27 protein-coding genes and 1 pseudogene are annotated in these 23,924 nt (G+C 69.4%); 12 read left to right on the top strand and 16 right to left on the bottom strand.

The annotated features are described in order from the left end of the window. Positions 1 to 14 precede the first annotated feature (14 nt). From NC7_RS18135 to NC7_RS18105, 7 genes and pseudogenes are all read right to left on the bottom strand, one after another. The gene (locus tag NC7_RS18135) at positions 15 to 1,094 is read right to left on the bottom strand and encodes a FecCD family ABC transporter permease (RefSeq protein WP_067984633.1); all 1,080 of its coding nucleotides are present in this window, start codon (positions 1,092 to 1,094) and stop codon (positions 15 to 17) included. Next, positions 1,091 to 1,987, bottom strand: coding sequence for an ABC transporter ATP-binding protein (locus NC7_RS18130; RefSeq protein ID WP_084458571.1), 897 nt, complete (start codon positions 1,985 to 1,987; stop codon positions 1,091 to 1,093). The genes NC7_RS18135 and NC7_RS18130 overlap by 4 nt, the downstream gene beginning before the upstream one ends. Then, a complete protein-coding gene (locus NC7_RS18125) occupies positions 1,984 to 2,970 on the bottom strand; it encodes a GHMP family kinase ATP-binding protein (RefSeq protein ID WP_084458570.1) in 987 nt (328 codons plus the stop codon). Before NC7_RS18125 ends, NC7_RS18130 begins: the two co-directional genes overlap by 4 nt. Further along, positions 2,967 to 4,244: an MFS transporter gene (locus NC7_RS18120; RefSeq protein WP_067984631.1), complete on the bottom strand. Its 1,278-nt coding sequence runs from the start codon at positions 4,242 to 4,244 to the stop codon at positions 2,967 to 2,969. The genes NC7_RS18125 and NC7_RS18120 overlap by 4 nt, the downstream gene beginning before the upstream one ends. 197 nt (positions 4,245 to 4,441) lie before the next feature. Next, positions 4,442 to 5,464: pseudogene (locus NC7_RS18115) on the bottom strand (PLP-dependent cysteine synthase family protein); the annotation flags it as partial. Further along, on the bottom strand, positions 5,461 to 6,282 hold the full coding sequence (locus NC7_RS18110) for a hypothetical protein (protein WP_067984625.1): 822 nt from the start codon (positions 6,280 to 6,282) through the stop codon (positions 5,461 to 5,463). The pseudogene NC7_RS18115 and the gene NC7_RS18110, both read right to left, overlap by 4 nt. Then, on the bottom strand, positions 6,279 to 7,538 hold the full coding sequence (locus NC7_RS18105; RefSeq protein WP_174550239.1) for an ATP-grasp domain-containing protein: 1,260 nt from the start codon (positions 7,536 to 7,538) through the stop codon (positions 6,279 to 6,281). Before NC7_RS18105 ends, NC7_RS18110 begins: the two co-directional genes overlap by 4 nt. Positions 7,539 to 7,639: 101 nt before the next feature. On the opposite strand from NC7_RS18105, the gene NC7_RS18100 reads away from it, so the two are divergent. Then, on the top strand, positions 7,640 to 8,281 hold the full coding sequence (locus tag NC7_RS18100; protein ID WP_307613600.1) for a DUF8020 domain-containing protein: 642 nt from the start codon (positions 7,640 to 7,642) through the stop codon (positions 8,279 to 8,281). Between the two features lie 142 nt (positions 8,282 to 8,423). Further along, on the top strand, positions 8,424 to 9,848 hold the full coding sequence (locus NC7_RS18095; RefSeq protein WP_067984624.1) for an amidase: 1,425 nt from the start codon (positions 8,424 to 8,426) through the stop codon (positions 9,846 to 9,848). A gap of 5 nt (positions 9,849 to 9,853) precedes the next feature. Here NC7_RS18095 and NC7_RS18090 read toward each other — a convergent pair whose 3' ends face one another. Both NC7_RS18090 and NC7_RS18085 read right to left on the bottom strand, forming a co-directional pair. Continuing rightward, a complete protein-coding gene (locus NC7_RS18090; RefSeq protein ID WP_067984619.1) occupies positions 9,854 to 10,078 on the bottom strand; it encodes a hypothetical protein in 225 nt (74 codons plus the stop codon). 198 nt (positions 10,079 to 10,276) lie between these two features. Continuing rightward, the gene (locus NC7_RS18085; RefSeq protein ID WP_067984617.1) at positions 10,277 to 10,726 is read right to left on the bottom strand and encodes a MarR family winged helix-turn-helix transcriptional regulator; all 450 of its coding nucleotides are present in this window, start codon (positions 10,724 to 10,726) and stop codon (positions 10,277 to 10,279) included. Positions 10,727 to 10,796: 70 nt separating this feature from the next. Between NC7_RS18085 and NC7_RS18080 the strand changes: the two genes are divergently transcribed. The 7 genes from NC7_RS18080 to NC7_RS18050 all read left to right on the top strand — a co-directional run bounded on the left by NC7_RS18080 (position 10,797) and on the right by NC7_RS18050 (position 15,683). Then, positions 10,797 to 11,171 (top strand): cupin domain-containing protein, encoded by a 375-nt coding sequence (locus NC7_RS18080; RefSeq protein ID WP_067984734.1) that lies wholly within the window; start codon positions 10,797 to 10,799, stop codon positions 11,169 to 11,171. 67 nt (positions 11,172 to 11,238) lie between these two features. Further along, the gene (locus NC7_RS18075; protein ID WP_067984615.1) at positions 11,239 to 12,168 is read left to right on the top strand and encodes a metal ABC transporter substrate-binding protein; all 930 of its coding nucleotides are present in this window, start codon (positions 11,239 to 11,241) and stop codon (positions 12,166 to 12,168) included. Then, the gene (locus NC7_RS18070) at positions 12,165 to 12,899 is read left to right on the top strand and encodes a metal ABC transporter ATP-binding protein (RefSeq protein WP_067984613.1); all 735 of its coding nucleotides are present in this window, start codon (positions 12,165 to 12,167) and stop codon (positions 12,897 to 12,899) included. The genes NC7_RS18075 and NC7_RS18070 overlap by 4 nt, the downstream gene beginning before the upstream one ends. A gap of 41 nt (positions 12,900 to 12,940) precedes the next feature. Beyond that, entirely contained in the window at positions 12,941 to 13,768 is an 828-nt protein-coding gene (locus tag NC7_RS18065; RefSeq protein WP_373861259.1) for a metal ABC transporter permease, read from the top strand. A 31-nt stretch (positions 13,769 to 13,799) separates the two neighbouring features. Then, a complete protein-coding gene (locus tag NC7_RS18060) occupies positions 13,800 to 14,132 on the top strand; it encodes an MmcQ/YjbR family DNA-binding protein (protein WP_067984609.1) in 333 nt (110 codons plus the stop codon). Between the two features lie 41 nt (positions 14,133 to 14,173). Beyond that, positions 14,174 to 14,716, top strand: coding sequence for a YaeQ family protein (locus NC7_RS18055; protein ID WP_067984607.1), 543 nt, complete (start codon positions 14,174 to 14,176; stop codon positions 14,714 to 14,716). Positions 14,717 to 14,771: 55 nt separating this feature from the next. Next, positions 14,772 to 15,683, top strand: coding sequence for an alpha/beta hydrolase fold domain-containing protein (locus NC7_RS18050; protein WP_236573566.1), 912 nt, complete (start codon positions 14,772 to 14,774; stop codon positions 15,681 to 15,683). On the opposite strand, the gene NC7_RS18045 is transcribed toward NC7_RS18050, so the two are convergent. Further along, positions 15,674 to 16,255 (bottom strand): TetR/AcrR family transcriptional regulator, encoded by a 582-nt coding sequence (locus tag NC7_RS18045; RefSeq protein WP_067984604.1) that lies wholly within the window; start codon positions 16,253 to 16,255, stop codon positions 15,674 to 15,676. The two genes, NC7_RS18050 and NC7_RS18045, sit on opposite strands and share 10 nt — an antisense overlap. Before the next feature lie 93 nt (positions 16,256 to 16,348). On the opposite strand from NC7_RS18045, the gene NC7_RS18040 reads away from it, so the two are divergent. Beyond that, entirely contained in the window at positions 16,349 to 17,386 is a 1,038-nt protein-coding gene (locus NC7_RS18040; protein WP_067984601.1) for a beta-ketoacyl-ACP synthase 3, read from the top strand. Here NC7_RS18040 and NC7_RS18035 read toward each other — a convergent pair. Together NC7_RS18035 and NC7_RS29205 are read right to left on the bottom strand one after the other, a co-directional pair. Then, positions 17,383 to 17,799, bottom strand: a complete 417-nt coding sequence (locus NC7_RS18035) for a CinA family protein (protein WP_236573582.1) — start codon at positions 17,797 to 17,799, stop codon at positions 17,383 to 17,385. The two genes, NC7_RS18040 and NC7_RS18035, sit on opposite strands and share 4 nt — an antisense overlap. Further along, positions 17,796 to 18,167: a hypothetical protein gene (locus NC7_RS29205; RefSeq protein WP_157102065.1), complete on the bottom strand. Its 372-nt coding sequence runs from the start codon at positions 18,165 to 18,167 to the stop codon at positions 17,796 to 17,798. The genes NC7_RS18035 and NC7_RS29205 overlap by 4 nt, the downstream gene beginning before the upstream one ends. Positions 18,168 to 18,450: 283 nt before the next feature. On the opposite strand from NC7_RS29205, the gene NC7_RS18030 reads away from it, so the two are divergent. Both NC7_RS18030 and NC7_RS18025 read left to right on the top strand, forming a co-directional pair. Then, entirely contained in the window at positions 18,451 to 19,119 is a 669-nt protein-coding gene (locus tag NC7_RS18030; protein ID WP_067984599.1) for an MspA family porin, read from the top strand. 38 nt (positions 19,120 to 19,157) lie between these two features. Continuing rightward, positions 19,158 to 19,823: an MspA family porin gene (locus NC7_RS18025; protein ID WP_067984728.1), complete on the top strand. Its 666-nt coding sequence runs from the start codon at positions 19,158 to 19,160 to the stop codon at positions 19,821 to 19,823. A 196-nt stretch (positions 19,824 to 20,019) separates the two neighbouring features. On the opposite strand, the gene NC7_RS18020 is transcribed toward NC7_RS18025, so the two are convergent. Genes NC7_RS18020 through nhaA form a run of 4 tightly spaced genes read right to left on the bottom strand, consistent with a single transcriptional unit; the run spans position 20,020 to position 23,922 of the window. After that, a complete protein-coding gene (locus tag NC7_RS18020) occupies positions 20,020 to 21,402 on the bottom strand; it encodes a sensor histidine kinase (protein ID WP_084458569.1) in 1,383 nt (460 codons plus the stop codon). After that, positions 21,389 to 22,096, bottom strand: coding sequence for a response regulator transcription factor (locus NC7_RS18015; protein ID WP_067984595.1), 708 nt, complete (start codon positions 22,094 to 22,096; stop codon positions 21,389 to 21,391). Before NC7_RS18015 ends, NC7_RS18020 begins: the two co-directional genes overlap by 14 nt. Further along, on the bottom strand, positions 22,093 to 22,620 hold the full coding sequence (locus tag NC7_RS18010) for a TerD family protein (RefSeq protein ID WP_067984591.1): 528 nt from the start codon (positions 22,618 to 22,620) through the stop codon (positions 22,093 to 22,095). The genes NC7_RS18015 and NC7_RS18010 overlap by 4 nt, the downstream gene beginning before the upstream one ends. Positions 22,621 to 22,635: 15 nt before the next feature. After that, on the bottom strand, positions 22,636 to 23,922 hold the full coding sequence (gene nhaA, locus NC7_RS18005; protein ID WP_067984726.1) for a Na+/H+ antiporter NhaA: 1,287 nt from the start codon (positions 23,920 to 23,922) through the stop codon (positions 22,636 to 22,638). Positions 23,923 to 23,924 lie beyond the last annotated feature (2 nt).

Genomic DNA, 23,924 nt, shown 5'->3' with positions numbered 1-23,924 from the left:
GATGGAGCAGAAAATCAGGAGGCCCGCGAGCGGCGGATCAGCAGCAGGAGCAGGGGCGCGCCCACGGCGGCGGTGACGATGCCGATGGGCAGTTCGCGCGGCGCGAAGACCGTGCGGGCGCCCACATCGGCGAGTACCAGGAACAGTGCGCCGAGCAGGGCGCTCACCAGCAGCAGGTGCCGGTGCGTTCCGCCGACACACAGTCGCGCGACATGCGGAACGATGAGGCCGACGAAGCCGATCGCCCCCGCCACGGCCACCACCGCGCCGACGGCGAGCGCGACGACCAGCAGGGCCACCAGCCGGACGCGGTTCGGGGCGAAGCCGAGCGTGCGCGCGGTGTCGTCACCCGCGGCCAGCGCATCCAGGCGCGGTGCCATCAGCAGCACCGCGAGCAGGGCGCAGGCGGCGACGGCGACGGTGGTCGCCACCGAGGACCAGGCGGCCGGGGCGAGCGAGCCGAGCAGCCAGAACAGCACGGTCCGCGCGCCCTCGGGGCGGTCCGAGGCGAAGATCAGGAAGCTGGTGGCGGCCGAGAAGATGTAGCCGATGGTCACCCCACCGAGCAACAGTCGCAGCGAGGTGAGTTGGCCGTTGATCCGGGAGATCGCGAACAGCAGCACCGTGGCGACCAGCGCGCCGAGGAACGCGCTCGCCGCCAACGCGGCCGAGGTGGCCGCCGCGCTCACGCCGAACAGCAGGTACACGGCGGCACCGGTCGAGGCGCCCGAGGTGACACCGAGGATGTGTGGGTCGGCGAGCACATTGCGCACGATGGTCTGCAGGACGGCACCGGTGACGGCCAGCGCGGCACCGACCAGCGCACCGAGCAGCACGCGCGGTACCCGCACGAGCCAGACGATGGAGTCCTGCGCCGTGGTCCAATCCGGGGTCACCGGCCGACCGACGGTGTGGTGGCCGATGATGCGCGCCACCGTGCCCGGCGGCACGGATACCGGGCCGAGACCCGCCGCGACCAGCAGGGTGCAGACCAGGGCGAGCAGCAGTCCGCCCCCCAGCAGCAGGGTGCGGCCACGGTGTCGGGCGTGGTCGAGATCGTCGACTACGGTCTCGACCTGCGATGTCGCGGTCATCGGGTGGCCGCCTCTCTGGTAGCGGACGGTGCCGAGCGCGGGTCGGGTTCCGGTGCGGTTGTCAGGTCGACTTCGGCGTCGTGCGAGGTCGTCGAGCCTTGGCCCGAAGGTGATGGTGGCTGCTGCTGGGTGTCGGCGGAGGGCCCGAAGAGGAGTTGGACGGCGCCGAAGGCGGTGGTGCGGCGGACCGGGATGCGGTACACGGGTTCGAGGATCTCCGGGGTGAGGACCGCCTCGACGGTGCCCGCGGCGGCGACGCGGCCGTTGTCGAGCAGAACCAGGTGATCGCAGTAGCGGGCGGCCAGGTTCAGGTCGTGGAGCACGACGATGGTCGTGGTGGTGTCGAGGCCGCGGACCAGGTTCAGCAGTTCGTGCTGGTAGCGGATGTCGAGGTGGTTGGTCGGTTCGTCGAGGAGGAGATGGTCGGCCTGCTGGGCCAGCGCGCGGGCGATGAGGACGCGCTGACGCTCACCCCCGGACAGGGTCGCGAAGGGTCGTTCGGCCAGGTTCCGTGCGCCGACGCGGGCCAGTGCCGAGGCGGCGGCGATGCGGTCGTCGCGCGAATACCCCTGGAACGCACCGACCCACGGTGCGCGCCCGAGCAGCACCGTCTCGGCCACGGTGATCGGGGTGTCGGGCGGGGATTCCTGCGCGACGACGGCCAGGCGGGCGGCGAGCGCGCGGCCGCGCAGCGCGTCGACCGGGGAGTCGTCGATCGCGATGGACCCACCGGCCGGACGCAGGGCGCGGTAGAGCAGCCGCAGCAGGGTCGACTTGCCCGAACCGTTCGGACCGATCAGCCCGACCGTGCTGCCCGGTTCGGCTCGGAAGCTGATGTCGTCCAGGGTGATTCGTCCGCCGTAACCGAAGCGGATCTGTTCGATGGTGATCATGCGGGTAGCTCTCTGCTGAGTAGGCGCTCGGGAGGGAGCCGATGCCCCGGAGCGGGTCGGCGCGTGTGGTGCACGTCGACCGTGCGGGCGAAGGTCGCGCACAACTGCTGGGCGGCAGTGAGTTCGGCGCGGTAGGAGTGGTCGTTCTCGCTGAGCAGGATTGCCGTTGTCGTGCCGCTGTGGGCGACGACGACGCCCACAGCGCCCAACGCCCGCGCCTGCCGGATGGTGTTCTCGAGGTGCGGGCGTTCGCGGAACGCGGTGCTCAGTACCGCACTGCGGGTGGCCACCGCGCCGATGCCCGCCACGTCACCGCGCACGATCGCGACACCGAGTTCGTCGAGCAACCGGCCGTATTCGCGGTGCTGGTCGGGCGTGAAAGCCGGTTCTACGCGGTTGAATTCGACGGTGTCGACCGTGCCGCCCTCGTCGCCGGTGACGATCGTCAGCGGTGGCAGGACACCGAGCCGGGCGTGCAGGCGCACCTCCCGATGGAAGTAGGCGACCGTGCCCGGATACATGATCCCGTCGGAGGGTTCGATGGCGCGCAGGTCGGCTTCGAGTTCCTCGAGTCCGACCGTGCGACCCTCGGCGTCGGCGACCGCGCGGGCCGTCGCCACCAGGTCGGCGGTGGAACTTGCCAACCCCTTGCCCTCGGGCAGGTCGCTGCGCACGGTGAGCCGTCCGCCGCGCAGCACCCGTGACCGGGCGACCATCGCGGCCGCCAGGCGCCGCGCCTTCGACTTGTGCGGGGGAACGACCGTGATGTCGTCACCGCCGGGCTCGAACACGGCGACCGACCCGCACTGGATGGGCAGCGTGACCAGGAAGTGCCGGTCCTGTTCCAGGACACCCTGGAGCAACTCACCGCAGCTGCCGTTGGCCCGGCCGACGCCGATACCGGGTATGTCGGTGGTGGGCAGGTGTTCGACGAGATGGGTGCGCCGGGCGTGCTCGCCGAGCGGGCGCCGAGGATTCGTCATCCGCGGACTCCCGCGTCGGTGGTCGGCGTGGTCTCGGGGGCGCCGGGTAGCACCGAGCGTCGGTGCAGGCCGAGGATCGCGATCGAGGACAGCGCGGCCGTCCCGGCGCACAGCAGGGCGGGCGGCCAGGTGAGCGACCCGCCCGCCCGATCGAGCACCGCGCCGCTGATCGAGGTCGCGACCACGGTGAAGAGCCCAGAGGCCAGGTAGAACGCCCCGAAATAGGTTCCGGTGAGCCGGTTTCCGGCGAAGCGGCCGATCGCCTCGTTCACGAACGGTTGCACCGCCGTCACCCCGACAGCGAGCACGACCGCGCCCGCGACCACGGGCGCCACCCGCAGCGCCGTCCCCGCGATGCCGCTGCCGAGGCCCGTTACGAAACCGGCCGCAGCCGGGGGAATCAGGAACGACGCGCCCATGATCGCCATCCCCGCCGCCATCGCTGGCCCGCGCTGGGGTCGCCGGATCAACACCGTGGTGACCCGGACCTGCAACGCCACCACGGCAATGGTCTCCACCACGAACAGCGCGGCCACCGCCCCGGCCCGGTGCCGTGGCTCGGCGCTGTCCTGCGCCTGCAACGTGAACAGGAAATAGATCTGGCTCTGCAACGCGAACATCGGCATCAGGGCCAGGGTGAACGCCCAGAACCGGCGATCGGTGAACACGGTCGCGAAGTCGGCCCGGACTCCGTCGTCGTGCGCTGGCACCGGCCGCGCGGGCAACAGCACCCATTGGATCACCGCGAGCACCGCGAAGATCGCGGCCGCGACCACCGCGGAGACGCGGAAGCCCGCCGCCATCAGCACGGTCCCCAGTACCGGCCCGATCGCCGATCCGGCGTTGCCGAACACATTGAACAGCGCGAACGCCTCCGCCGACCGCGCACCGCTGTCGGTGGCGATGTAGGCGCGCACCGCCGGATTGAACAGCGCGCCCGCAAATCCGGTGAGGATCGCCGCCGCGAGCACCACCGGCAGCGAACCCCCGAGCGCGAACAACGCGAACCCGAGCGCGCGCACGGCCAGCCCCACCATGATCACCCCCCGCGCCCCGAGCCGGTCCGCGGCCGAACCACCCACGAGGAACAGGCCCTGCTGGCTCAGGTTGCGCACCCCGAGCACCACACCCACCACGGCTGCCGACAGCGCGAGGTCTTCGAGCAGGTAGTCGGCGAGAAAGGGGATGAGCAGATAGAACCCGATATGCCCGACGAGATGATTGACCAGCAGCAACCGCACGCCCTTGGGCAGCACGAGAAACGTCGCCCTCACCCGAGCACCTCGGCATCGTCGTGGACTTCGGTGGCGGGTTTACGCAGCGGTTCGGCGTGGTCGCGCACTCGGTCGGCGCAATCCTGCGCTCGGCCGGACGGATCACCCATTTCGGTGGCCTGAGCCTTCGCAGCGGCATCGCCCACCGTGTCGGCGAGCATACGGACCACCTCGGTGTCGGATTCGCGGCCATCGGTTGCGGGGTCGCGCACCATGGTGCAGCGGCCCCAGCCGCTGACCTCGGTGCTGTCGGGAGTCGGGATGGTCCTGGGTTCTGTCGCGGGAGTGGTGAACAGGTCGTTCGTGCGACACCAGGTGTCGTCGTAGATGGTGCGCAGGTAGCGGTGTGGACCGTCGGGGAAGACGGTGAGTACCCGGGAATCCGGTTCGCGCTCGGCGACCCAGCCCGCGACCAGGGCGGCGGCGCCGGTGCTCCAGCCGCCCGCGATGCCGGTGCGTGCCGCCAGCGCGCGGCAGGACGCGACCGCCTCGGCCGCACCCACCCAGTGCACCTCGTCGAAATCGGCGTAGGCCACGTTGCGGGGCAGGATGCTGCTGCCGAGGCCGCGCATGAGCCTGCGCCGGTCCGGCTGACCGAAGATGCGCGAGCCAACGGCGTCGACACCGATCACGCGCAGCGCGGGCCAGCGGGTACGCAAGACCCGGGTGAGTCCCGCGCAGTGACCGCCGGAACCGATCGAGGCGACGAGCACGTCCACGTCGTCGACCTGGGCGAGGATCTCCGCGCCCATGGCCTGATAGCCGCCCGCGTTGTCGGGGTTGTCGTACTGGTCGGGCCAGTACGCGCCCGGTGTGGCGGCCAGCAGTTCGGCCAGCCGGTCGAGCCTGGCCTGTTGCCAGCCGCCGGTCGGGTGCGGGCTGGTGACGACCTCGAGGGTGATGCCGAAGGCCGAGAACAGGGCGCGCAGATCGGGTTCCAGCTCGTCGTCGACCACGAGCACGATCGGGTGCCCGAGTGCCTTGCCCGCCAAGGCGAGGCCGAGTCCGAGTGTGCCGCTGGTGGATTCGATGATCGTCGCGCCCGGCGCGAGGTCGCCTCGCGCGGCCGCCGCCCGCATCATCGAGACGGCGGCACGTGCCTTCATTCCGGCGATGCTCGCCGATTCGAGTTTGGCTGTGTACCAGCTGTTTCCGGCGGGTACCTGGACGACCGGGGTGCCGCCGACCAGGTGCAGCAGGCCGGGCTGCGGTGCCGTCATGCGAGCTCCCGGTAGGTGACCAGGGTGCTCGCGGCACCGTCGAGGGAGAAGAACGGGTAGGGCTCGGCCGAGACCGCGTGCACTCCGGCGCCGAGGAACCAGGGGAGCACCGCACTACCCGTCTGGGCGAACAAGACCAGTGGTAGTGCGCGCTCGCGTGCGATGGCACGGAATTCGTCGAAGGTGCCGTTGCCCAATGTCATTCCGGTGACCAGCAGTGCGTCGTAGTCCGACGGAGCCGCCGACACCGACTCGAAGATCGGTTCACCCCACTCGGTGGCCCCGCCCGCGAGGTCACAGGGCACATACGCGATGGATCGGTCGCGCAACTCGGCCAGCAGCGATCCGACGACGCCGACGACCAGCACCTTGGTGACCCCGGCGGGCAGCAGGTCGATGACGGTGTGCGCGCGTCGCCGCGATTTCGCCAGCGAGGTCGGCCCCGCGACGACCACGGGTTCACCGGGAAGGTCCGCCGCGTTCGGATGTGGGTGCCCGTGCATCAGATAGGCGTCGAGCGCCGCGATACGCACCGAGGTCACCCGGTGTTCGAGCAGGTCGCCGACGGTCGCGGCGACGCAATCGTCGATCAGATCGTCGGCGGCAGTCCCGGGTTCGAGGCCGCACGAGCCGACCGCCGCGCCGACCCGGATGCTGAGCACCTCGTTGCGGTAGGCCCGGGTGCGTCCGGCGTGCCTGGTGCCGTAGGTCGTGCGAAAGGCGGTCGAGGTCGTCAGGGTGTCGGGATCGGGGCCGAGCCGTCCGGTCCGTGCCCACCGGGTGAGTTCGGCCACCGAGTCGGGGTGTGTGCGGATCACGCGGCACCGCCGTCGAGTTCGACGCGCAGGTCGGCGATCAGCGAATCGGCCAGTTCCCCTGCCGCGCCCGGCTTCTCGGCGGTGACGAGGACGTGCCCGAGGTAGGTGTTGTTGTCGGTGGCGGGCCGGACCTCGGTGCCGGGCTGGGGGAGTTTGTGTTCCACGATGCGCGGATCGTCGGCCCACCCGGTCGCACCGGCGACCCGGGCCACCACGCCCGCCCGGTCGGGGACGGCGAAGGCGACGGCCGCGCTCCCCACCTCGGTCTGTCGCGGGGTCAGCTCGGGCACCGCGCCCAGCACGGCCTCGAGATGGGCTCTGGTGAGGTCGATGCCGGTGACCCGGCGAACCAGTTCGGTGATCCGGTTGCCCGCGGGCCGTGGGTTCACCTCGATCAGGCACGGTCCGTCTGGTGTCAGCTTCACCTCGGTATGGGCGACGGTCGCGTCGAGCCCGAGTGCCGTGATCGCCGCCACGGCGGTCTCGGCGACGGCGGTTCGGTCGGTGTCCGACAGGTCGGCGGGGAACATGTGACTCGACTCGATGAAGGCAGGTGCGCCGGTGAGTTGTTTGTCGGTGACCCCGACGACGGTGGTCTGCCCGGCGACGGTCACCGTCTCCACGCTGAATTCGGGTCCCCGCACGCACGTTTCGAGCAGGATCTGGGGTGATCTGCGCTGTCCGCGCGCGTTCACCGGGAACCCTGCGATGCGGTCGACGGCGACGCGCAGCTCGGTGTCGTCCTCGACGCGGCACACGAACATCCCGCCGCACAGATCGATCGGCTTCACCACCAGCGGATAGCCCAATCGTGCTGCTGCGGCGGAGATCTCGTCCGGCGTCTGGGCGACCGCGAATTCGGGGCCGGGTACCCCGGCAGCGCGACAGATCTCCCGGGTCCGGTGCTTGTCGCAGGCGGCGACCACCGCCTCGCGGCCGGGGCCGGGCAGGCCGAGATCGGTGGCGATGGCGGCCACGGTCGGGAGGTAGTAGTCGCACGAGGTGAGGACGCCGTCGAAACCGAAGAGCTCGTGCAACTTTCGCGCGTACGGCAGAAGTGTCGCCTCGTCGTTGGTCTCGGCGGTGAACACGTTGTCAGCGGTGAGCAGTGGGTGTGGTGACGGTGCGCCGGGGCGCAGATAGTGCCCGAGGTTCCTTGTCAGGAAGCTGAATCGGTGCCCGCCGTCCTTGATTCCCTGCGGCAACAGGGTGCTCATCGAGCCGACCCAGCTCTCCACCATCAGCAGATGTCCCACTACGACCTCCCAGCCTCATCGAGGTGATAATGATAACCATTATCGCTACGATTGCCAGCGCCGGTCACCGCGATCGGCTGAGAATCGATGAGGAATCACCCATGTTCTTGAAGAAAATCGTTGTGCCCGTGGCGTTGTCGCTGTCCGCGCTGGCGGTGACGGCGGCCGGGGCGCACGCGGAACCGGCGGCACCGAAGCCGGTGGGATACACCGCGCACACCGACGGCGCCACCTCGGTCATCGAGATCGAGCACGGTTCGCTGGTCGTCGACAACGGCACCCTGCAGGTGCGTGACAGCGCGGGCACTGTCGTCGGCGCGACGCCGTTGACCTTCGCCATCGACGACTTCCAGTTCCCCATCGAAGCCCGGATCGACGGTCGCACGGCGACGCTCACCCCGGCGCTGAGCATGGACAAGGCCGTCTACCGGCCGGTCGCGCTGCCGTTCGAGGACAAGGCGCCTTGGAAGTCCGAATACGACCGGGAACAGGCCGCCTGGTCGCGGATGACGAGCACCATCTCCATGGGTGCCACCATCGGCACCCTCGTCGGTGGCATCGGCGGCGCGGCACTCGGATGCCTCGCGGGTGCCGCCGCGGGCGTCGCGCTCACCGGGGCTCTGCTCACCCTGTTCGGTGCGGGACCGCTGGCCGGTTGCGTCGCGGGCGCGGCCGCCGTCGGCTTCCTCGGTGTGCTCGCGGGGCAGATCTTCGTCACGGCCCCGTCGCCATCGGCGCGGTGATCCAGTACGTCACCACGATCAACCAGCCCTTCACGGCTCCTGCCAAGTAGGGACCTCACTGCGGCCCGCTCCTCGCCGGGCGGGCCGCATTGTCTGGCCGAAGTTCCTTACTCGCGCGTACGGTCGCGATTAGGCTGCGGCCATGAGCTCTGCCGTGCACGCCTACACCGACGACGCCCTCGGCGACCACGACGCTGTCGGCCTTGCCGCCGCACTGCGCGCCGGTCGGGTGAGCCGTGCCGAGGTGATCGAGGCCGCCGTCGCCCGGACGCAGGCTGTCGACCCCCGCCTCGACGCGGTGCAGGTGCGCAGTTTCGAGCGGGCGGCCGCGGCGCCGGAAACGGCCGGGGTGTTCGCCGGGGTGCCCGCCTTCGTCAAGGACAACACCGACGTCGCCGGGCTGCCGAGTTGTCACGGGTCGGCGGCGTTCACGCCGCACCCGGTGATCGCGACCAGCGGGCCCGCCGCGCAGTTCCTGCACTCGGGGGTGGTTGTCCTCGGCAAGTCGACGTTGCCGGAGTTCGGGCTCACCGCGAGCACCGAATTCGTCCATCGCCCACCCACGCGCAACCCGTGGAATCCGGAGTTCTCGACGGGCGCGTCCTCGGGCGGGTCGGCGGCGCTGGTCGCCGCCGGGGTGGTGCCGATCGCCCACGCCAACGACGGCGGCGGTTCGATCCGCATTCCCGCTGCCGCGACGGGTCTGGTCGGCCTGAAGCCCACCCGTTATCGGCTGCTCGACCAGCCGGGCGCGCGCAAACTGCCGGTGCATCTGGTGGCCGAGGGAGTGCTCACCCGGTCGGTCCGTGATACGGCGCACTACCTGGCCGCGGTCGAGAGTTTCGGCGCGCACCCGAAACTGGCGCCGGTGGGACTGGTGGAAGGGCCGAGCGCACGGCGGCTGCGCATCGGCGTGATCACCGCCGACGTGCTCGGCCGACCCGTGCATCCCGACAACCGGGTGATCCTCGATTCGGCCGTCCGCGTTTTCGCCGGGCTCGGGCACGAGATCGTCGAGACCCGGTTGGCGGTCGACCCGCGTTTCGTCGACGACTTCAAGCAGTACTGGGCGGTGATGGCCGCCGCGATGACGCTGTCGTTCCGGCTCGGTCACCGTGGCCGGTTCGACGCAGGCAAGCTCGACCCGTTCACCACCGGCCTGATCGGGCTTGCCAAGCGCAATCCGCTCGGCTCGGTGGCCGCCGCGTGGCGTCTACGGGCCGGAACCGCCGCCTACGACCGGCACTTCGCCGAGGTCGACGTGCTGCTCACTCCGGTGCTGTCACACCCGGCGCCGCGGATCGGTGAGTTGGCGCCGGGTCAGCCGTTCGATGAACTGTTCGCGAAACTCGTCGATTACGTGGGTTTCACGCCGCTCAACAATGTCGGTGGGGGACCGGGCATCTCGTTGCCGCACGGGCTGCTGCCGACCGGTCTGCCCGGCTCGGTGCAGTTGGCCGCCCCGCGTGGCGGGGAGCGAACGCTGCTCGACCTGGCCTACCAGCTGGAAGCGGCCAGCCCGTTCCCCCGGATCACCGACCGTTCGGCCGACGCGGGCGCCGCCTGAGCGGATCAGTTGTGGCGGGTCGCCACATTGATCGGGCGGAGGCTGCCGGTGGTCCCGGCCTCGAACGCCCAGTGCTCGCCGCGCCAGGTGGGGTGCTCGGTGCGCCAGCGGTCGACCAGCCGCGGGTCTTCGAGGGACGCGACGACACCGGCGGAACCGGTGTATTGCAGCCGCTCGTACTTGTGGCGGGTGACGGTGTCGACCGTGGTGACGGTGGCTAGGGCAGACATGCGAACTCCGGGATAGCGGGAACGGTGCGTGACGAGGCGAGGCCCGGACCGGTGGCCCGGGGTGCTGCGGTGGCGCGTCACCGCTCGAGCCGAGTATGCCGCTCGTCGCGATGGTGCGCGCAGGTTTCGAAAATCCTGTTGTTCGGATCAACGGATACCGACAACAAGATCGTCGCACCGAGGTGAATGGTTACGACCTCACCAACTCGGGCGGACCCGACCGGGCGTGACCACGCGCGCCAATGCGTCTCTGACCTGGGTGAGGTCGGTCGCGCCAAGAGTTTCGGACCATCTTCTGGTGAGTTCGCCCAATGCCGCGTCGGCGGCCCGCGTGCACGCCCAGCCGCGCTCGGTGAGCGTGACGAGCCGGGCGCGGGCGTCGCGGGGGTGCGGGTTGCGTTCGACGTAGCCCTTGGTGACCAGCTCGTCGACCAGTTGACTTGCCGCCTGCTTGGTGACGCCGAGGTGCTCGGCGATCTCGCCGACGGTGGCGCCCTCGGGGGCCAGGCGCACGAAGGCGAATCCGTGTGCCGGTCGGACGTCGGTGAATCCGGCCGCCGCGACGCCCGCCTGCACCGCGTCGGTCACCTCGGCGGCGGCCGCCAGGAGGAACAGGGGCAGGTCGGCGGCAGCGGGCATGTCGGTCATTCTGGCACTTGACGGAATGGAAAAGCTACTTGACTATATAGACAAGTAGATTGACTATTGAGGAGTGTTCATGCCGGTAGTTCGTTCCGCCGACGCCCAGGTGTACGAGGTGCACAACGCCCGATTCGCCGCATTGATTCGCCCTGCTGTCGGAAGTGTCGACCTGTGCGTCTGGCAGACCGAAATCGCGCCCGGCTCGGTCGGGGTCGCGCACCGAATCCTGGGGGAAGAGGCGTTCGTCCTGCTCGCGGGCGACGTCGTCCTCACCGTCGACGGTGACTCGACCGCCCTGCGGCCGGGTGACGCCGCTGTCGCCCCCGCGGGCGCGCTCATCGCGCTCACCAACGAGACCGAGGCGCCCGCCCGGTTGCTGGTGACCGTTCGCTCCGGGTTCGCGGCGGAGTTGCCGGACGGGTCGACCTTCGTCCCGCCCTGGGCATCGTGACCGGTCACCACCGCTGTTTCGGTGGCTGAACTTGAAAGTTCGGTCACCCGAACAATATAATTCCGGGATGAAGGTTGGGTTCCACCGTTCGTCGCGGACGTTCGCGGCGTGCGTGCTGAGTGTCATGGTGTTCGCGCTGACGGCCTGCGGTGGCGTCAGCGCGTCCGACGACGACCGGAAGGTGGTGCTCACCACCTTCACCGTGCTCGCCGATATGGCGCGCAATGTGGCCGGTGAACACCTGCGGGTCGAGTCGATCACCAAGGCCGGTGCCGAGATCCACGGATACGAGCCGACGCCGGGGGACATCAAGAAGGCCGCGAAGGCCGATCTCATCCTCGACAACGGCCTGAATCTCGAGGCCTGGTTCGCCCAGTTCGTCGCCGATCTCGAGGTGCCACACGCCGTGGTGAGCGAGGGGGTGGCGCCGATGGACATCAGCGAGGACGCCTACGCGGGCAAGCCGAACCCGCACGCGTGGATGTCGCCGGTGAACGCGCAGATCTACGTGGACAACATGGTTCGCGCGTTCGCCGATCTCGATCCCGACCACGCCGAGGCCTACCGCGCCAACGGCGAGGCGTACAAGACTCGGCTCGGCGCGGTCCGTGACCAGCTGGCCGCCGCCGTCGCCACCCTGCCCGCCGACCAGCGCGCCCTCGTCACCTGTGAGGGCGCCTTCTCCTACCTGGCGCGCGACGCGGGGCTGACCGAGAAGTACATCTGGCCGGTCAACGCCGAACAGCAGGCCACGCCGCAGCAGATCGGGTCGGTGATCGACTTCGTGCGCCAGCGCGGGGTGCCCGCTGTGTTCTGCGAGTCGACGGTGTCGGACGCGCCGATGCGGCGCGTGGTCGAGGCGACCGGAGCGCGTTTCGGCGGCACGCTGTACGTCGACTCGCTGTCGGAGGACGGCGGCCCCGTGCCGACCTATCTCGACCTGATCCGACACGACGCCGACACCATCGCGGCGGCACTGGCGGGAGCACCGAAATGACCGAACCGGTGGTCGAGATCCAGGACGTGACAGTGCGTTACGGTGACGTGCTCGCACTCGACAACGTCGAACTCACGTTGAAATCCGGCCGGGTGTGCGGGCTGATCGGGATGAACGGCTCGGGCAAGTCGACGCTGTTCAAGACCATCATGGGGCTGGTGACGCCCGACCGCGGCCGGGTGCTGGTCAATGGTGGCGCACCCGCTACCGCGCGCAAGGCTGGCGCCCTCGGATACGTGCCCCAATCCGAGGACGTGGACTGGACTTTCCCGCTCTCGGTGCGTGACGTGGTGATGACCGGGCGCTACGGGAAGATGGGTTTCACCCGGCGCGCGAGCAAGACCGACAAGGCCGCCGTCGAGGCGGCACTGGCCCGGGTGGAGCTCACCGACTTCGCCGACCGGCAGATCGGTCAGCTCTCCGGCGGGCAGAAGAAGCGGACCTTCGTGGCGCGCGGCATCGCGCAGGAGGCGACCACCTTGCTGCTGGACGAGCCGTTCGCCGGTGTCGACAAACGTTCCGAGGCCACCATCACCGCGCTGTTGCGTGAGCTGGCCGCCGGTGGGGCGACGATCCTGGTGTCGACGCACGACCTGCACGCGCTGCCCCGGTTGGCCGCCGAGGCGGTGCTGTTGAACCGCCGGGTACTCGAACACGGTGACCCCGATGTGGTGTTGCGGCCCGAGAACCTGGCCAAGGCGTTCGGACTCGATGTGGACGGAGACCAGTGAGCCTCGAAGAATTCCTGCTCGACCCACTGCGCTACGAATTCATGGTTCGGGCGCTGGCGACCACCGTCACCGCCGCCGTGGTGTGCGCGGTGCTGTCGTGCTGGTTGGTGCTGATCGGGTGGTCGCTGATGGGTGACGCGGTCTCGCACGCGGTGCTGCCCGGGGTGGTGCTCGCCTACATCGTCGGGTGGCCCTTCGCGGTGGGGGCGGTGATCTTCGGGTTCCTCGCGGTCGCGCTGATCGGGGTGGTGCGCGACACCAGCCGGGTGAAGGAGGACGCGGCCATCGGCATCGTCTTCACGACGCTGTTCGCGTTCGGGTTGGTGCTGGTGTCGGTGACACCGAGCCAAACCGATTTGAACCACATCGTTTTCGGCAATCTGCTCGGGGTGAGTCGCGAGGAGATGATCCAGATCATGATCCTCGCCGCGATCGTGCTGGTGGCATTGGTGCTGAAGCGTCGCGACTTCACCCTGTATGCCTTCGACGCCACCCACGCGCATGCCATCGGTCTCAACCCCCGAGTGCTCGGCACCGCGCTGCTCGCGCTGCTCGCGCTCACCTCGGTGGTGGCGTTGCAGGCGGTGGGTGTGGTGTTGGTGGTGGCCATGCTCATCATCCCGGGCGCCACGGCGTACCTGCTCACCGACCGTTTCTCGCGGATGCTGATCATCGCGCCCTCGGTGTCGGTGCTGTGCGCAGTCACGGGTCTGTACATCAGCTACCACCTCGACACCGCCGCGGGCGGGATGGTTGTGGTCACGCAGGGCGTCGCCTTCACCCTGGTCTACCTGTTCGCGCCCCGCCACGGCATCATCGGCCGCCGCATCACCGCGAGCCGTGCCAGGTCGGCCGAGCTCGCCGTCTGAACCTGTCGGTGCGTTTTGCGATGATCGGGTCATGACAGTCACCGGGGACGACGTCCGGACCTTCGCCCTGTCCCTACCCGGCACAGCGGAGGCATTCGCCTGGGGCATGCCGATTTTCAAGGTCTCGGGCCGCCTGTTCCTCACCCTGCCCGAGAACGAGACCTCGATGGCCGTCCGCTGCCCGATCCTCGACCGCGACGAACTCGTCCGAGCCGAACCCGCCAAGTTCTGGATCGCCGCCCACGAAGCGAACAACGCCTGGGTCCGCGTCCACCTGTCAGCCCTCGACGACCACGACGAACTCACCGCCATCATCACCGACTCCTGGCACCAGGCCGCCCCCCGAGCACTGCTCGACAACTAGCAGCCGCGCGGCACCGAGGGGCCGGTAGGGTGGCGGGTCTTATGGGAATCAGCGCTACTGTGCACACCTTCGCCGTTCAGCTCGCCGATGTGGATCGGGGGGTGTACGAGGAGTTGGAGCTGCGGGTGGCTCGGCATCCGTCCGAGACGCTCGAGTACATGGTGACGCGGATTCTGGCGTACTGCCTGCAGTACGAGGAGGGGATCGTGTTCAGTGAGGGCGGGATCTCGGCGACCGATGAGCCCGCCGTGCAGGTGCGGGATCTGACGGGGCGGACCACGGCGTGGATCGAGGTGGGGGCACCGGACTCGGAGCGGATCCATCGAGGGAGCAAATTGGCGGGGCGGGCGGCGGTGTACACCCACCGGGACCCGGCGAAGGTGCTCGCGCAGTACGCGGGCAAGAAGATTCACAACGCGGCCGCGATCCCGCTCTACAGTTTCGATCGGGCGTTCATCGACGAGGCCGCGCGGCTGGTCGACCGGCGCAATTCCGCGAGTCTGTCGATCACCGAGGGCGTGGTGTACCTCGATCTCAACGGCGCCAGCCTGCGGACCGACATCATCGAACAGCCGTTGGCCTGAACTGCGGGTAATTTGGCGGGCACCCGAACAAGTGGAGGTCGCGGTGCCAACAGTGATGAGTCGGTTCGTGATTCCGGGGTTCCTGCGAGCCGCGCGCCGCAACCGCAACTACATCGATGCCGAACGCGCCGAAGCCCACATCCGCGAACTGGCACTGCGCCCGTTGCCCTACGGCCCGCCACGCACGCTGCGCGGAGTCGACATCTCCGTGGCGCGTGACCGTGGCTGGCCCGTGTACACACTCACCCCGCGCACCGGGAGATCACGCGGCGGTCTGGTGTACGCGCACGGCGGTGGCTGGGTCGGCGAGATCGCGATGCAGCACTGGCGGCTGGCCGCCATGCTCGCGGTTCGCGCACGGCTCACGGTGACGGTGCCGATCTACCCGCTCATCCCGTTCGGCACGGCCGCCGAGGTGATTCCCCGCGTCGCCGACCTCGTCCGCGCCGGCGCCGACCGACACGGCCCCACCTTCCTCGCCGGTGATTCGGCGGGCGGGCAGATCGCCCTGTCCACGGCACTGCACCTGCGCGACCTCGGCACCGTGTTGCCGCGCACCGTCCTCATCTCCCCGGCACTCGACCTGACCCTCGAGAACCCACGGATCGACGTCGTCCAGCAGCGCGACCCGTGGCTGGGGCGCGACGGCGGCCTCGTCTACGGCCGCAGGTGGAGCGGTGAACTGGCGATGAAGGACCCGATGGTGAGCCCCCTGTTCGGCGATCTCACCGGCCTCGGCCCGATCACGCTGTTCACCGGCACCGACGACATCCTCAACCCCGACGCCCGCCTGCTGCGGGACAAGGCCGCCGCGGCGGGGGTCGACCTGGAGTACCTCGAGGAACCGGGCCTGGTGCACGTGTACCCGTTGACCCCGAGCCCGGAGGGCGCGCACGCACGGCGCCGCATCGTCACCGCCCTGTGCGCCGATCTCGATGGGGCACAAGATGTCTCACCTCAGCGCTGAGACAGGTGGTAGTTGAACAGGATGGTCAGCTGGGCCACTGCCTGATCGAACGGATGCGCCGACTTGAGCGCCCGGCTGTGCACGATGGTGCCCTCGATCGTGGTGAGCAGGAATCCGGCCAGTGACACCGCCGCCGACCGTTCGATCCCGGCCGCCACGATGCCGTCGGCCAACCGCGCGGTCCACTCGGCGAACGCCTGACCGGCGATCGACTGCACCACCGGATCGCTCTCGTCCAGCGCGGCGGCCATCATGAACGATCCGGCCCGGAATTCGCTCTGCTCGAGCGGCACCCGCCAGAAGGCGAACAGGTCGACGAGCCACTGCTGGGCCGACGGCGCGGTCTGCAGCGCGTCGGCCACGGCGCTGACGTGCGAGTACACCAGTCGCGACACGATGCGCGCCGCCGTCTGAACCAGTTCGCTCTTACCGGAGGGAAAGTGCTGGTAGAGCGAGTTGCGCGAGGTGTTGCTCCGCTTGAGCAGCTCGCTCAACGCCGCGGCGTGCACACCGTGTTCCTGCACGGTCGCGATGGTGTGTTCGATCAGTCGGGCGCGTGGTCCGGCGGGCATCCGACTCTCCTCCCCGAAACGCTTGATTGAACCGATCGGTTCATGTTAGACCTTATAGCGGATGAACCGATCGGTTCACATGGAGAGGATGTCATGCCAACCCCCATCGCCACCTCGATTCCGGTCACCCATACGGGAATTCTCGGCCTCGGCGTGTACCGGCCGCGCCGCGTCGTGCCCAACGCGGAGATCGTCGAGGCCATCGACTCCTCCGACGAGTGGATCAAGACCCGTTCCGGCATCGCCGCCAGGCACTGGGCCGACGACGACGAGACGATCGTGTCGATGAGCACCGCCGCCGCCCGCGACGCGCTCACCGCCGCGGGGATCACGGCCGAGCAGGTCGACGCCGTGCTGCTGGCGACCTCCTCGCAGATGGTGCTCGGCCCGTCGGCGGGCGCGGTGGTCGCCACCGAACTCGGCATGCACGACACCGCCGCCTACGACATCTCCGCCGGGTGCGCGGGCTTCTGCTACGCGCTGGCCGACGCCGCCAACCTGGTGCGCTCGGGGCAGGCGCGGCATGTGCTGGTAATCGGTGTGGAACGGCTCTCGGATCTGCTCGACCGCGCCGACCGGGGCACGGCCTTCATCTTCGCCGACGGCGCGGGCGCGGTGGTCGTCGGTGCCGCCGAGCAGGAGGGCATCGGTCCGGTGGCGTGGGGCTCGGACGGCTCGCGGACCTCGGCGATCAAGCAGGACAAGGACTTCCAGCAGTACTTCGCCGAGGTGGCGGCCGCCGAGGCCGGTGGCGGCACGACGGTGCGGCCCTACATTCGGATGAACGGCACCGAGGTGTTCCGCTGGGCCGTCACGTTCCTGGAGCAGGCGTGCCGGGAGGCCCTGCGACTGGCCGGTGTCACCGCGGCCGACCTGGACGCGTTCGTGCCGCATCAGGCCAATATCCGCATCACCGACGCGCTGGTCCGCACCCTCGATCTGCCCGACGACGTGGCCGTGGCCCGCGACATCGTCGACACCGGCAACACCAGTGCCGCATCGATCCCGATGGCGATGGAACAGCTGCTGCGCAGCGGTGCCGCCGAACCCGGCCAGACCGCGTTGCTGCTCGGCTTCGGCGCGGGCCTGGCGTACGCGGGCCAGGTGGTGCACCTGCCGCCGATCGCCTAGGCGGTGAAGCGGTTCTCGCTCTCGCGCAACATCTCCAGCGCGCACCGCACCGACTGCTCGAGCACCTGCTCGGGTTCACCGTCGAAATCGCGGTGCACCGCCCAGGAGGTGTCGCGGGTGGCGACGGCGCACCACACCGAACCGGCCGGTTCGCCGTCCTGAGCGCCCGGCCCACCGACGCCGGTGGTCGCGGCGGCGATATCGGCGTCGGTCAGTGCCCGCACGCCCTCGGCCATGGCCAGTGCGGCGGTCTCCGACACCACCGGCACGTCGGGCACGCCGAGTACGGACTGTTTCACCGTCACGGAGTAGGCGACGACCCCGCCTCGGAACCATTGCGCGGAATCGGGCGCCGCCGCGAGGGCGGCGGCGAGATTACCGCCGGTGAGGGATTCGGCGACGGCGACGGTCAGCCCGTGACGCTTGGCGAAGTCGCCGACATCTGCTGCGGTGGTGATGATGGCCTCCTCTGACGCCCCTGATCGCTGACCGGAACAGCGTAGGCCGCGCCGTCGCGGATGCCGAACTCGAAACGGCACGGGAACAACGACGGCAGGCCGGTGGCACGCAGATCGTAGTTCGCGGCGAGTGTCTGCATGGCCCAGTTCCGCAACGAATCCGGCAGTCGCAGGGTGGTGCCGTCGACGCAGGAAATATAGGCGTGGGTCTGTTCGTTGCCGACCGGAAGCGGATTGCGCAATCCGACCGCGCCGATGTCGAGAACTCGTCCGGAGGTGTGGGGAGAAGCGACGCTCGGCAAATCCAACTCGATGTCGTCCATGTGGGAAACCGTAACGCAGCAACTATCCAGAGAATATCGAAATCACGCCCCCTATACCGAACTTCGCAACATTGGCTGAATGCCGCGTCCGGGTCGATCGGCGCACGGGCATCGCAACACCATCGCAAAGAACCGGAAATCTTCTCGTTCCATGAGCTTCATCGGCGGGTCCTCGACTGGTTCTCGCCCCGCCATGGGGCGCGTGAATGCTCAGGCGAGGCTTCGACGGGCCCGTAGACGGCCCGCGTCGAGGTATCACTGCTCGAACCTGATGAGGGGAAGAATGAGAATCAACCGTATCCCCGGTTCCCGTGGCCTGCGCGCCGTCGGTACCGGTGTGGCCGTGCTCGCGCTGGGTGCGCTCGTCGCCGGTACCGCCGGTGCCGACGCCTTCGTTCCGCTGCCCGACGGCGAGAAGGTCGGCCCGGGCGCCAAGGTGACGCGCACCGGTGAGCACGCCGTCGTCTCCCCGTCCCTCGCGGCCAACGGCGCGGGTCGCGTCGCGTGGGTGTCGGCCAACGTGACCGCCGATGTCACCGCCACTCCCGAGGGTGAGGTCGGCCCCTACAACGGCCCGAACAACAACCCGGGCACCAACAACTCCTCCACCCACGGCACCTCGCAGTTGAACACCGGCTACATCGTCGGTTGCCAGGTGGCCATCGGTGACGACGCCATCTCGGCGGGCGTCTCCGGCGGCATCAGCACCGGCGGCCTGAGCGCCGGTGGTTCGGTCGGCCTCGAGCTCGGCCCGGGCGAGGTGAAGTTCGTCCAGATCGACAAGAAGGACATCACCAAGCCGGGTGTCTACGCGATCGAGTACCAGGACGTGGAGATCCAGGTCCAGGGTTGCGCCGGTTACGCGCAGGCCCGCTCCTACAGCGTGGTCGAGATCATCGGCGACCACTACTCCAAGACCACCCTGTACGGCGCGCCGTTCAGCATCGGCTGATCGCCGCGACACCCACCTTCGATCCGAGGATGAAATACATGATCGACCGTAAGAATTCGGCTCGTCTGGCCGGTGTGGTCGGCGCGGCCGCGGTGACCTTCGGGCTGCTGTCCACCGGTGCGGCCAACGCCGACACCTTCGTCCCGCTGCCCGGCGGCGAGATCGTCAAGACCCTGTCCGACGGCAGCACCGTCACCGTCCGCCTGGTCGGCGAGTCGGCGCTGATCAGCCCCTCGATGGGTGCCACCCCGGTGCACCGCAACGCGTGGGTCTCCGGCTCGGCGCAGGTCGAGGTCTCCGGTAACGCCAAGGGCGGCAAGATCTACCCGGGTTACGTCGTGGGCTGCCAGGTCAACATCGACGGCGGCGGCGTCGAGGGCGGCGTCGAGGGCGAGACCAACTGGGAAGGTGACGACGTGAGCGTCGGCGCCGACTCCGGCGCCGAACTGAGCCTTGGCCCCGGCCAGGCCAAGTCGTTCTACGTTCTCGACATCGAGAAGGCCGACGACTACGGCAACGAGGACCACAGCACCAACAACAAGTTCAAGGGCAAGAGCGGCTCGGTGACCTGGGCCGACACCACCATCGGCCTGTCCGGCTGCGGTGGCTACGCGCAGGCGCGTGCCTTCGTGAAGGTCAAGGTCGAGACCGACAACATCAGCTCCACGGTCACCCTGTGGGGCCAGCCTTTCAGCATCGGCTGATCCGCGCGAACCCCAGCGGGGCCCGGCGTCCGAGTGGCGCCGGGCCCCGCTGTGTTGTGGCGAGCAGTCACCGGGGTCGGCCTCGCGCTACGACGTCGGGAATCGGCCGCGTGCCGTGGCAGCGCGACTTGTCCTCCTCCAGCCCGAGGTCGGTGCGGTCACCCGACCCGGTGACCGAGACGAGGATGAATCACTTTCATTGCGGCGACTCGGGCGGTTTCTTTGCGATCACGTGACGATCCAGCGCGGGCAGCGTCAATTCGAAGCGCGCACCGCCGCCCGGCCGCTGGAGACAACGGATCCGGCCCTGGTGTCCGGCAACGGTTTCGGCGACAAGGGCCAGACCGATGCCGGTGCCGCCGGTCCGGCGCGAGGCCGTGACGAATCGTTCGAAGATGCGTTCGCGGTCGGCCGTGTCCACGCCGGGCCCGGTGTCGTCGACGGTGACGCGCACGTCGTCGCCGTCGCGCTCCACCCCGACGGCGGTCACGCCGCCGCCGTGGCGTTCGGCGTTGACGAGCAGGTTGAGCACCGCGCGTTCGAGTTCCATCCGTCGCCCGCGCACCAGGCCGGTGTCGGTGGCCGTGAGCACCTCGCCCTCGATCCGACGGCTCGCGAGCAGATGGGTGAGCAGTTCGGCCATCGACAGCGGTGCCGGGTCGGAGCGGTGGATGCCCGCCTCGGCGCGCGCGAGAGCGAGCATGTCGTCGAGCAGGCCGCGCAGGTAGGTGGTCTCCTCCACGAGCAATCCCAGTGCGGCGCGCGGTCTTTCGGACAGTTCGTCGCTGTGTCCGGCCAGCACGGTCGCGGTGGTGGTGAGGGTGGTGAGCGGGGTGCGCAATTCGTGGCTGAGATCGGAGACGAGTCGGCGTTCGCGTTCGATGCGCCGCTGCAGGGAGTCGACCATGGCGTTGAAGGCGTCGACGGTCGGCGCCAGGTCGACGTCTTCGGGCCGCGACAAGCGCAGGTCGAGGTCGCCCGCGGCGATGCGCGACGCGGTGCCCGCCACCTGGCGCAGCGGGCGCAGCGCGAGGTGGGCGGCCCAGGCGCCGAGCACGGCGGCCACCGCCACCGCGAGTACCGCGCAGGCGAACAGGATGGTGCGCAACATCTTCAGGGTGTCCTCCAGTTCACGCAGCGGCGCGAATTCCTGGAGGACGGCACCGTCGCGGACGTAGGTCGCGCTGCGCAGGTAGGGCTCGCCCGCGATGCGGACGCGGATGGCGGGCGAGGGCACCTCGGCGGCCCGTTCGAGCGTGGCGACGGTGGCTTCGTCGGCGCCGAGGACACCGGTGCCGGTCGTCGTGTCGAGCACAGCGATGGTCCCGGCGGGCAACCGCAGCGATTCGAGGGCTTCGGGCCCGCCGACCTGCGCCTCCATCCGCAATCGCAGGATCTCGGCGTGCACGCCGACCGCGCGTTCGACCGTCCGAACCCGTTGGGATTCCATGTAATTGGTGCTGATCGCATATACCGAGCCGGACAGCAGCACCGCGACGAGACTGGCGCTGAGCACGAACGCCGCCGTTACGCGACCACGCAGGCCGCGTAACCGGGAGGGCACTTCAGGACCCGGCATCGAGGCGATAGCCGAGCCCACGCACGGTGACGATCAGGCGCGGTTCGGCGGGATCGCGTTCGATCTTGGTGCGCAGGCGGCGGATGTGCACGTCGACGATGCGGTCGTCGCCGAAGAAGCCTCGGTCCCAGATCTTGTCGAGCAGCACCTGCCTGCTCAGCACCAGCCCGTCGTTCTGGGCCAGTTCGCACAGCAACCGGAACTCGGTGAGCGTCAGGTGCACCTCTTCGCCCGCCAGGCGCACCGAACCGCGTTCCGGGCACAGGATCAGCCGCCGGTCCGGTGCCGCGTCGAGGACGAGTTCGACCACCTCGCGTTCGGTGCTGTGGCGCGTGCGCCTACCGACGGCCCGGATACGCGCGGTGAGTTCCTTGACCTCGAACGGTTTGGTGACGAAGTCGTCGGCCCCGGCTTCCAGCGCGGCAACCACGTCGTGGGTGTCGTCACGGGCGCTGACCACGATGATCGGCACGTCGTGTTCGCGGCGTACCTCCCGGATGCAGGTGAACCCGTCCATGCCGCCCAGCATCAGGTCGACGATCAGGACGTCCGGCACGCCGACACTGTGCACGTGTTCGAGGGCGTGCTCGGCGCTTTCGGCCTCGGCGACGACATACCCCTCGTCCTCCATGGCCAGCCGCAACGACTCCCGCACCCGGGTGTCGTCCTCCACGATCATCAACTGCGCGTTCATACCGCGCCCAAATATACGGTCAGTTGGGGTAGGGCGACGGTCGGGTGGTCGGCGAGGATCGGGTCGCCGATCATGACGAACTCCCAGCTCGCCTCGGCGCGTCGCAATTTGGCGAGGACGAAACCGGTGTGCGAGGTGGCGCGCGACAGGTCCACGCGCACGAGTTCCATCCCGCTCACGCTGTCGCTGACCCGGCAGAAGCCGTTGACGACCTGGTCGAAGGTCTGCCCGGTGTAGCAGGTGACGAGGAAGACGATGGTGTCGATCGCGGCGGCGACGCGGGTGAGGTCGACGGTGATGACCTCGTTGTCGCCGTCACCGTCGCCGGTGACGCTGTCGCCGAGGTGGCGCAGCGCGCCGTCGCGGGAGGTGAGCTGTTCGTGGAAGGCCGCGTCGACGAAGTCGTACCCCGCGAACGCCAGGGCGGTCACATTGAGGTCGATGTCTTTGCGGGTGTTGCCGAACGGACCGGTCGGTGGTGCGGGGTCCCAGCCGAGGCCGACGGTCACGTGGGTCAGAGACATGGTGGAGCTCCTGGATCAGGGTGGGGACTGTTGATAGACGTCCGGGATGCCGTCGCCGTCGGCATCGATGTGTTCGGCCTCGTCGAGGCGACGGTAGACGCGGTTGCGGGCGCGCAGCACGACGGTCGCCAGCAGGGCCGCGGCCAGTGTGCCGCACAGCACGCCGATGCGGACGTGGTCGGCGCGGGTGTGGTCGCCCTCGAAGGCCAGTTCGCCGACCAGCAGCGACACCGTGAAACCGATGCCGCCGAGCAGGGCGACTCCGGCCACGTCCACCCAGGCCAGGTCGGCGTCGAGTTCGGCTCGGGTGAGTTTGGCGGTGAGGTACGTGGTGGCGGTGATGCCGACGAGCTTGCCGACGACCAGGCCCGCCATGATGCCGAGCGTCACCCGGTCGGCCAGGGAGTCGGTGAACCCGCTCAGACCGCCGACGGTCACCCCGGCGGCGAAGAAGGCGAACACCGGCACCGCCACCCCGGCAGAGAGCGGGCGGATGGTGTGTTCGAACCGTTCGGCCAGGCCGTGTTCGGTGTCGGTCTCGCCGTGTCCGGCCAGCACCGGCACGGTGAAGCCGAGCAGCACACCCGCCACCGTCGCGTGCACGCCGGAGGAATGCATCAGCCACCACGTCACCAGCGCCAGCGGCACCAGCAGCAACGGCGAACTGATCCGGCGCTGGACGGCGACGGCGAACAGGGCGATCGGGATCAGCGCCGGCGCCAGGTAGGGCAGGTGCAGTTCGCCGGTGTAGAAGATCGCGATCACGGTGACGGCCAGCAGGTCGTCGACCACGGCGAGGGTGAGCAGGAAGGTGCGCAGCGCGGTGGGCAGATGGGTGTTGATGACCGCGAGTACGGCCAGCGCGAAGGCGATGTCGGTGGCGGTGGGGATCGCCCAGCCGTCGACCGCGCCGCCCCGGTTGATCGCGAGATAGATGAGCGCGGGCACAGCCATGCCGCCGACAGCCGCGACCACGGGCAGTGCGGCCCGGCGTGGGTCCCGCAGGTCGCCCGCGACGAACTCGCGTTTGAGTTCGAGGCCGACCACGAAGAAGAAGACGGCGAGCAACCCGTCGGCGGCCCACTGACTCAGCGTCAGATCCAGATGCAGCGATTCGGGGCCGACGCGGAAATCGCGCAGCGCCGCATAGGCATCCGCCCACGGCGTGTTGGCCCAGACGAGGGCGAGGATCGCCGCGACGATCAGCAGGACACCGCCGACCGTCTCGCGGCGTAGCACCTCGCTGACGCGACGGGCCTCGGGCCAGCTGCCCCGGGTGAGAACGGTGCGACGCGCCCGGATCA

It is taken from the genome of Nocardia caishijiensis NBRC 108228 (assembly GCF_001612825.1).
In the GTDB taxonomy this organism is placed as follows: Bacteria; Actinomycetota; Actinomycetes; order Mycobacteriales; family Mycobacteriaceae; genus Nocardia; species Nocardia caishijiensis.
Note: the sequence above shows the minus strand (reverse complement) of the source record. Positions and strands in the feature narration are given on the sequence as shown.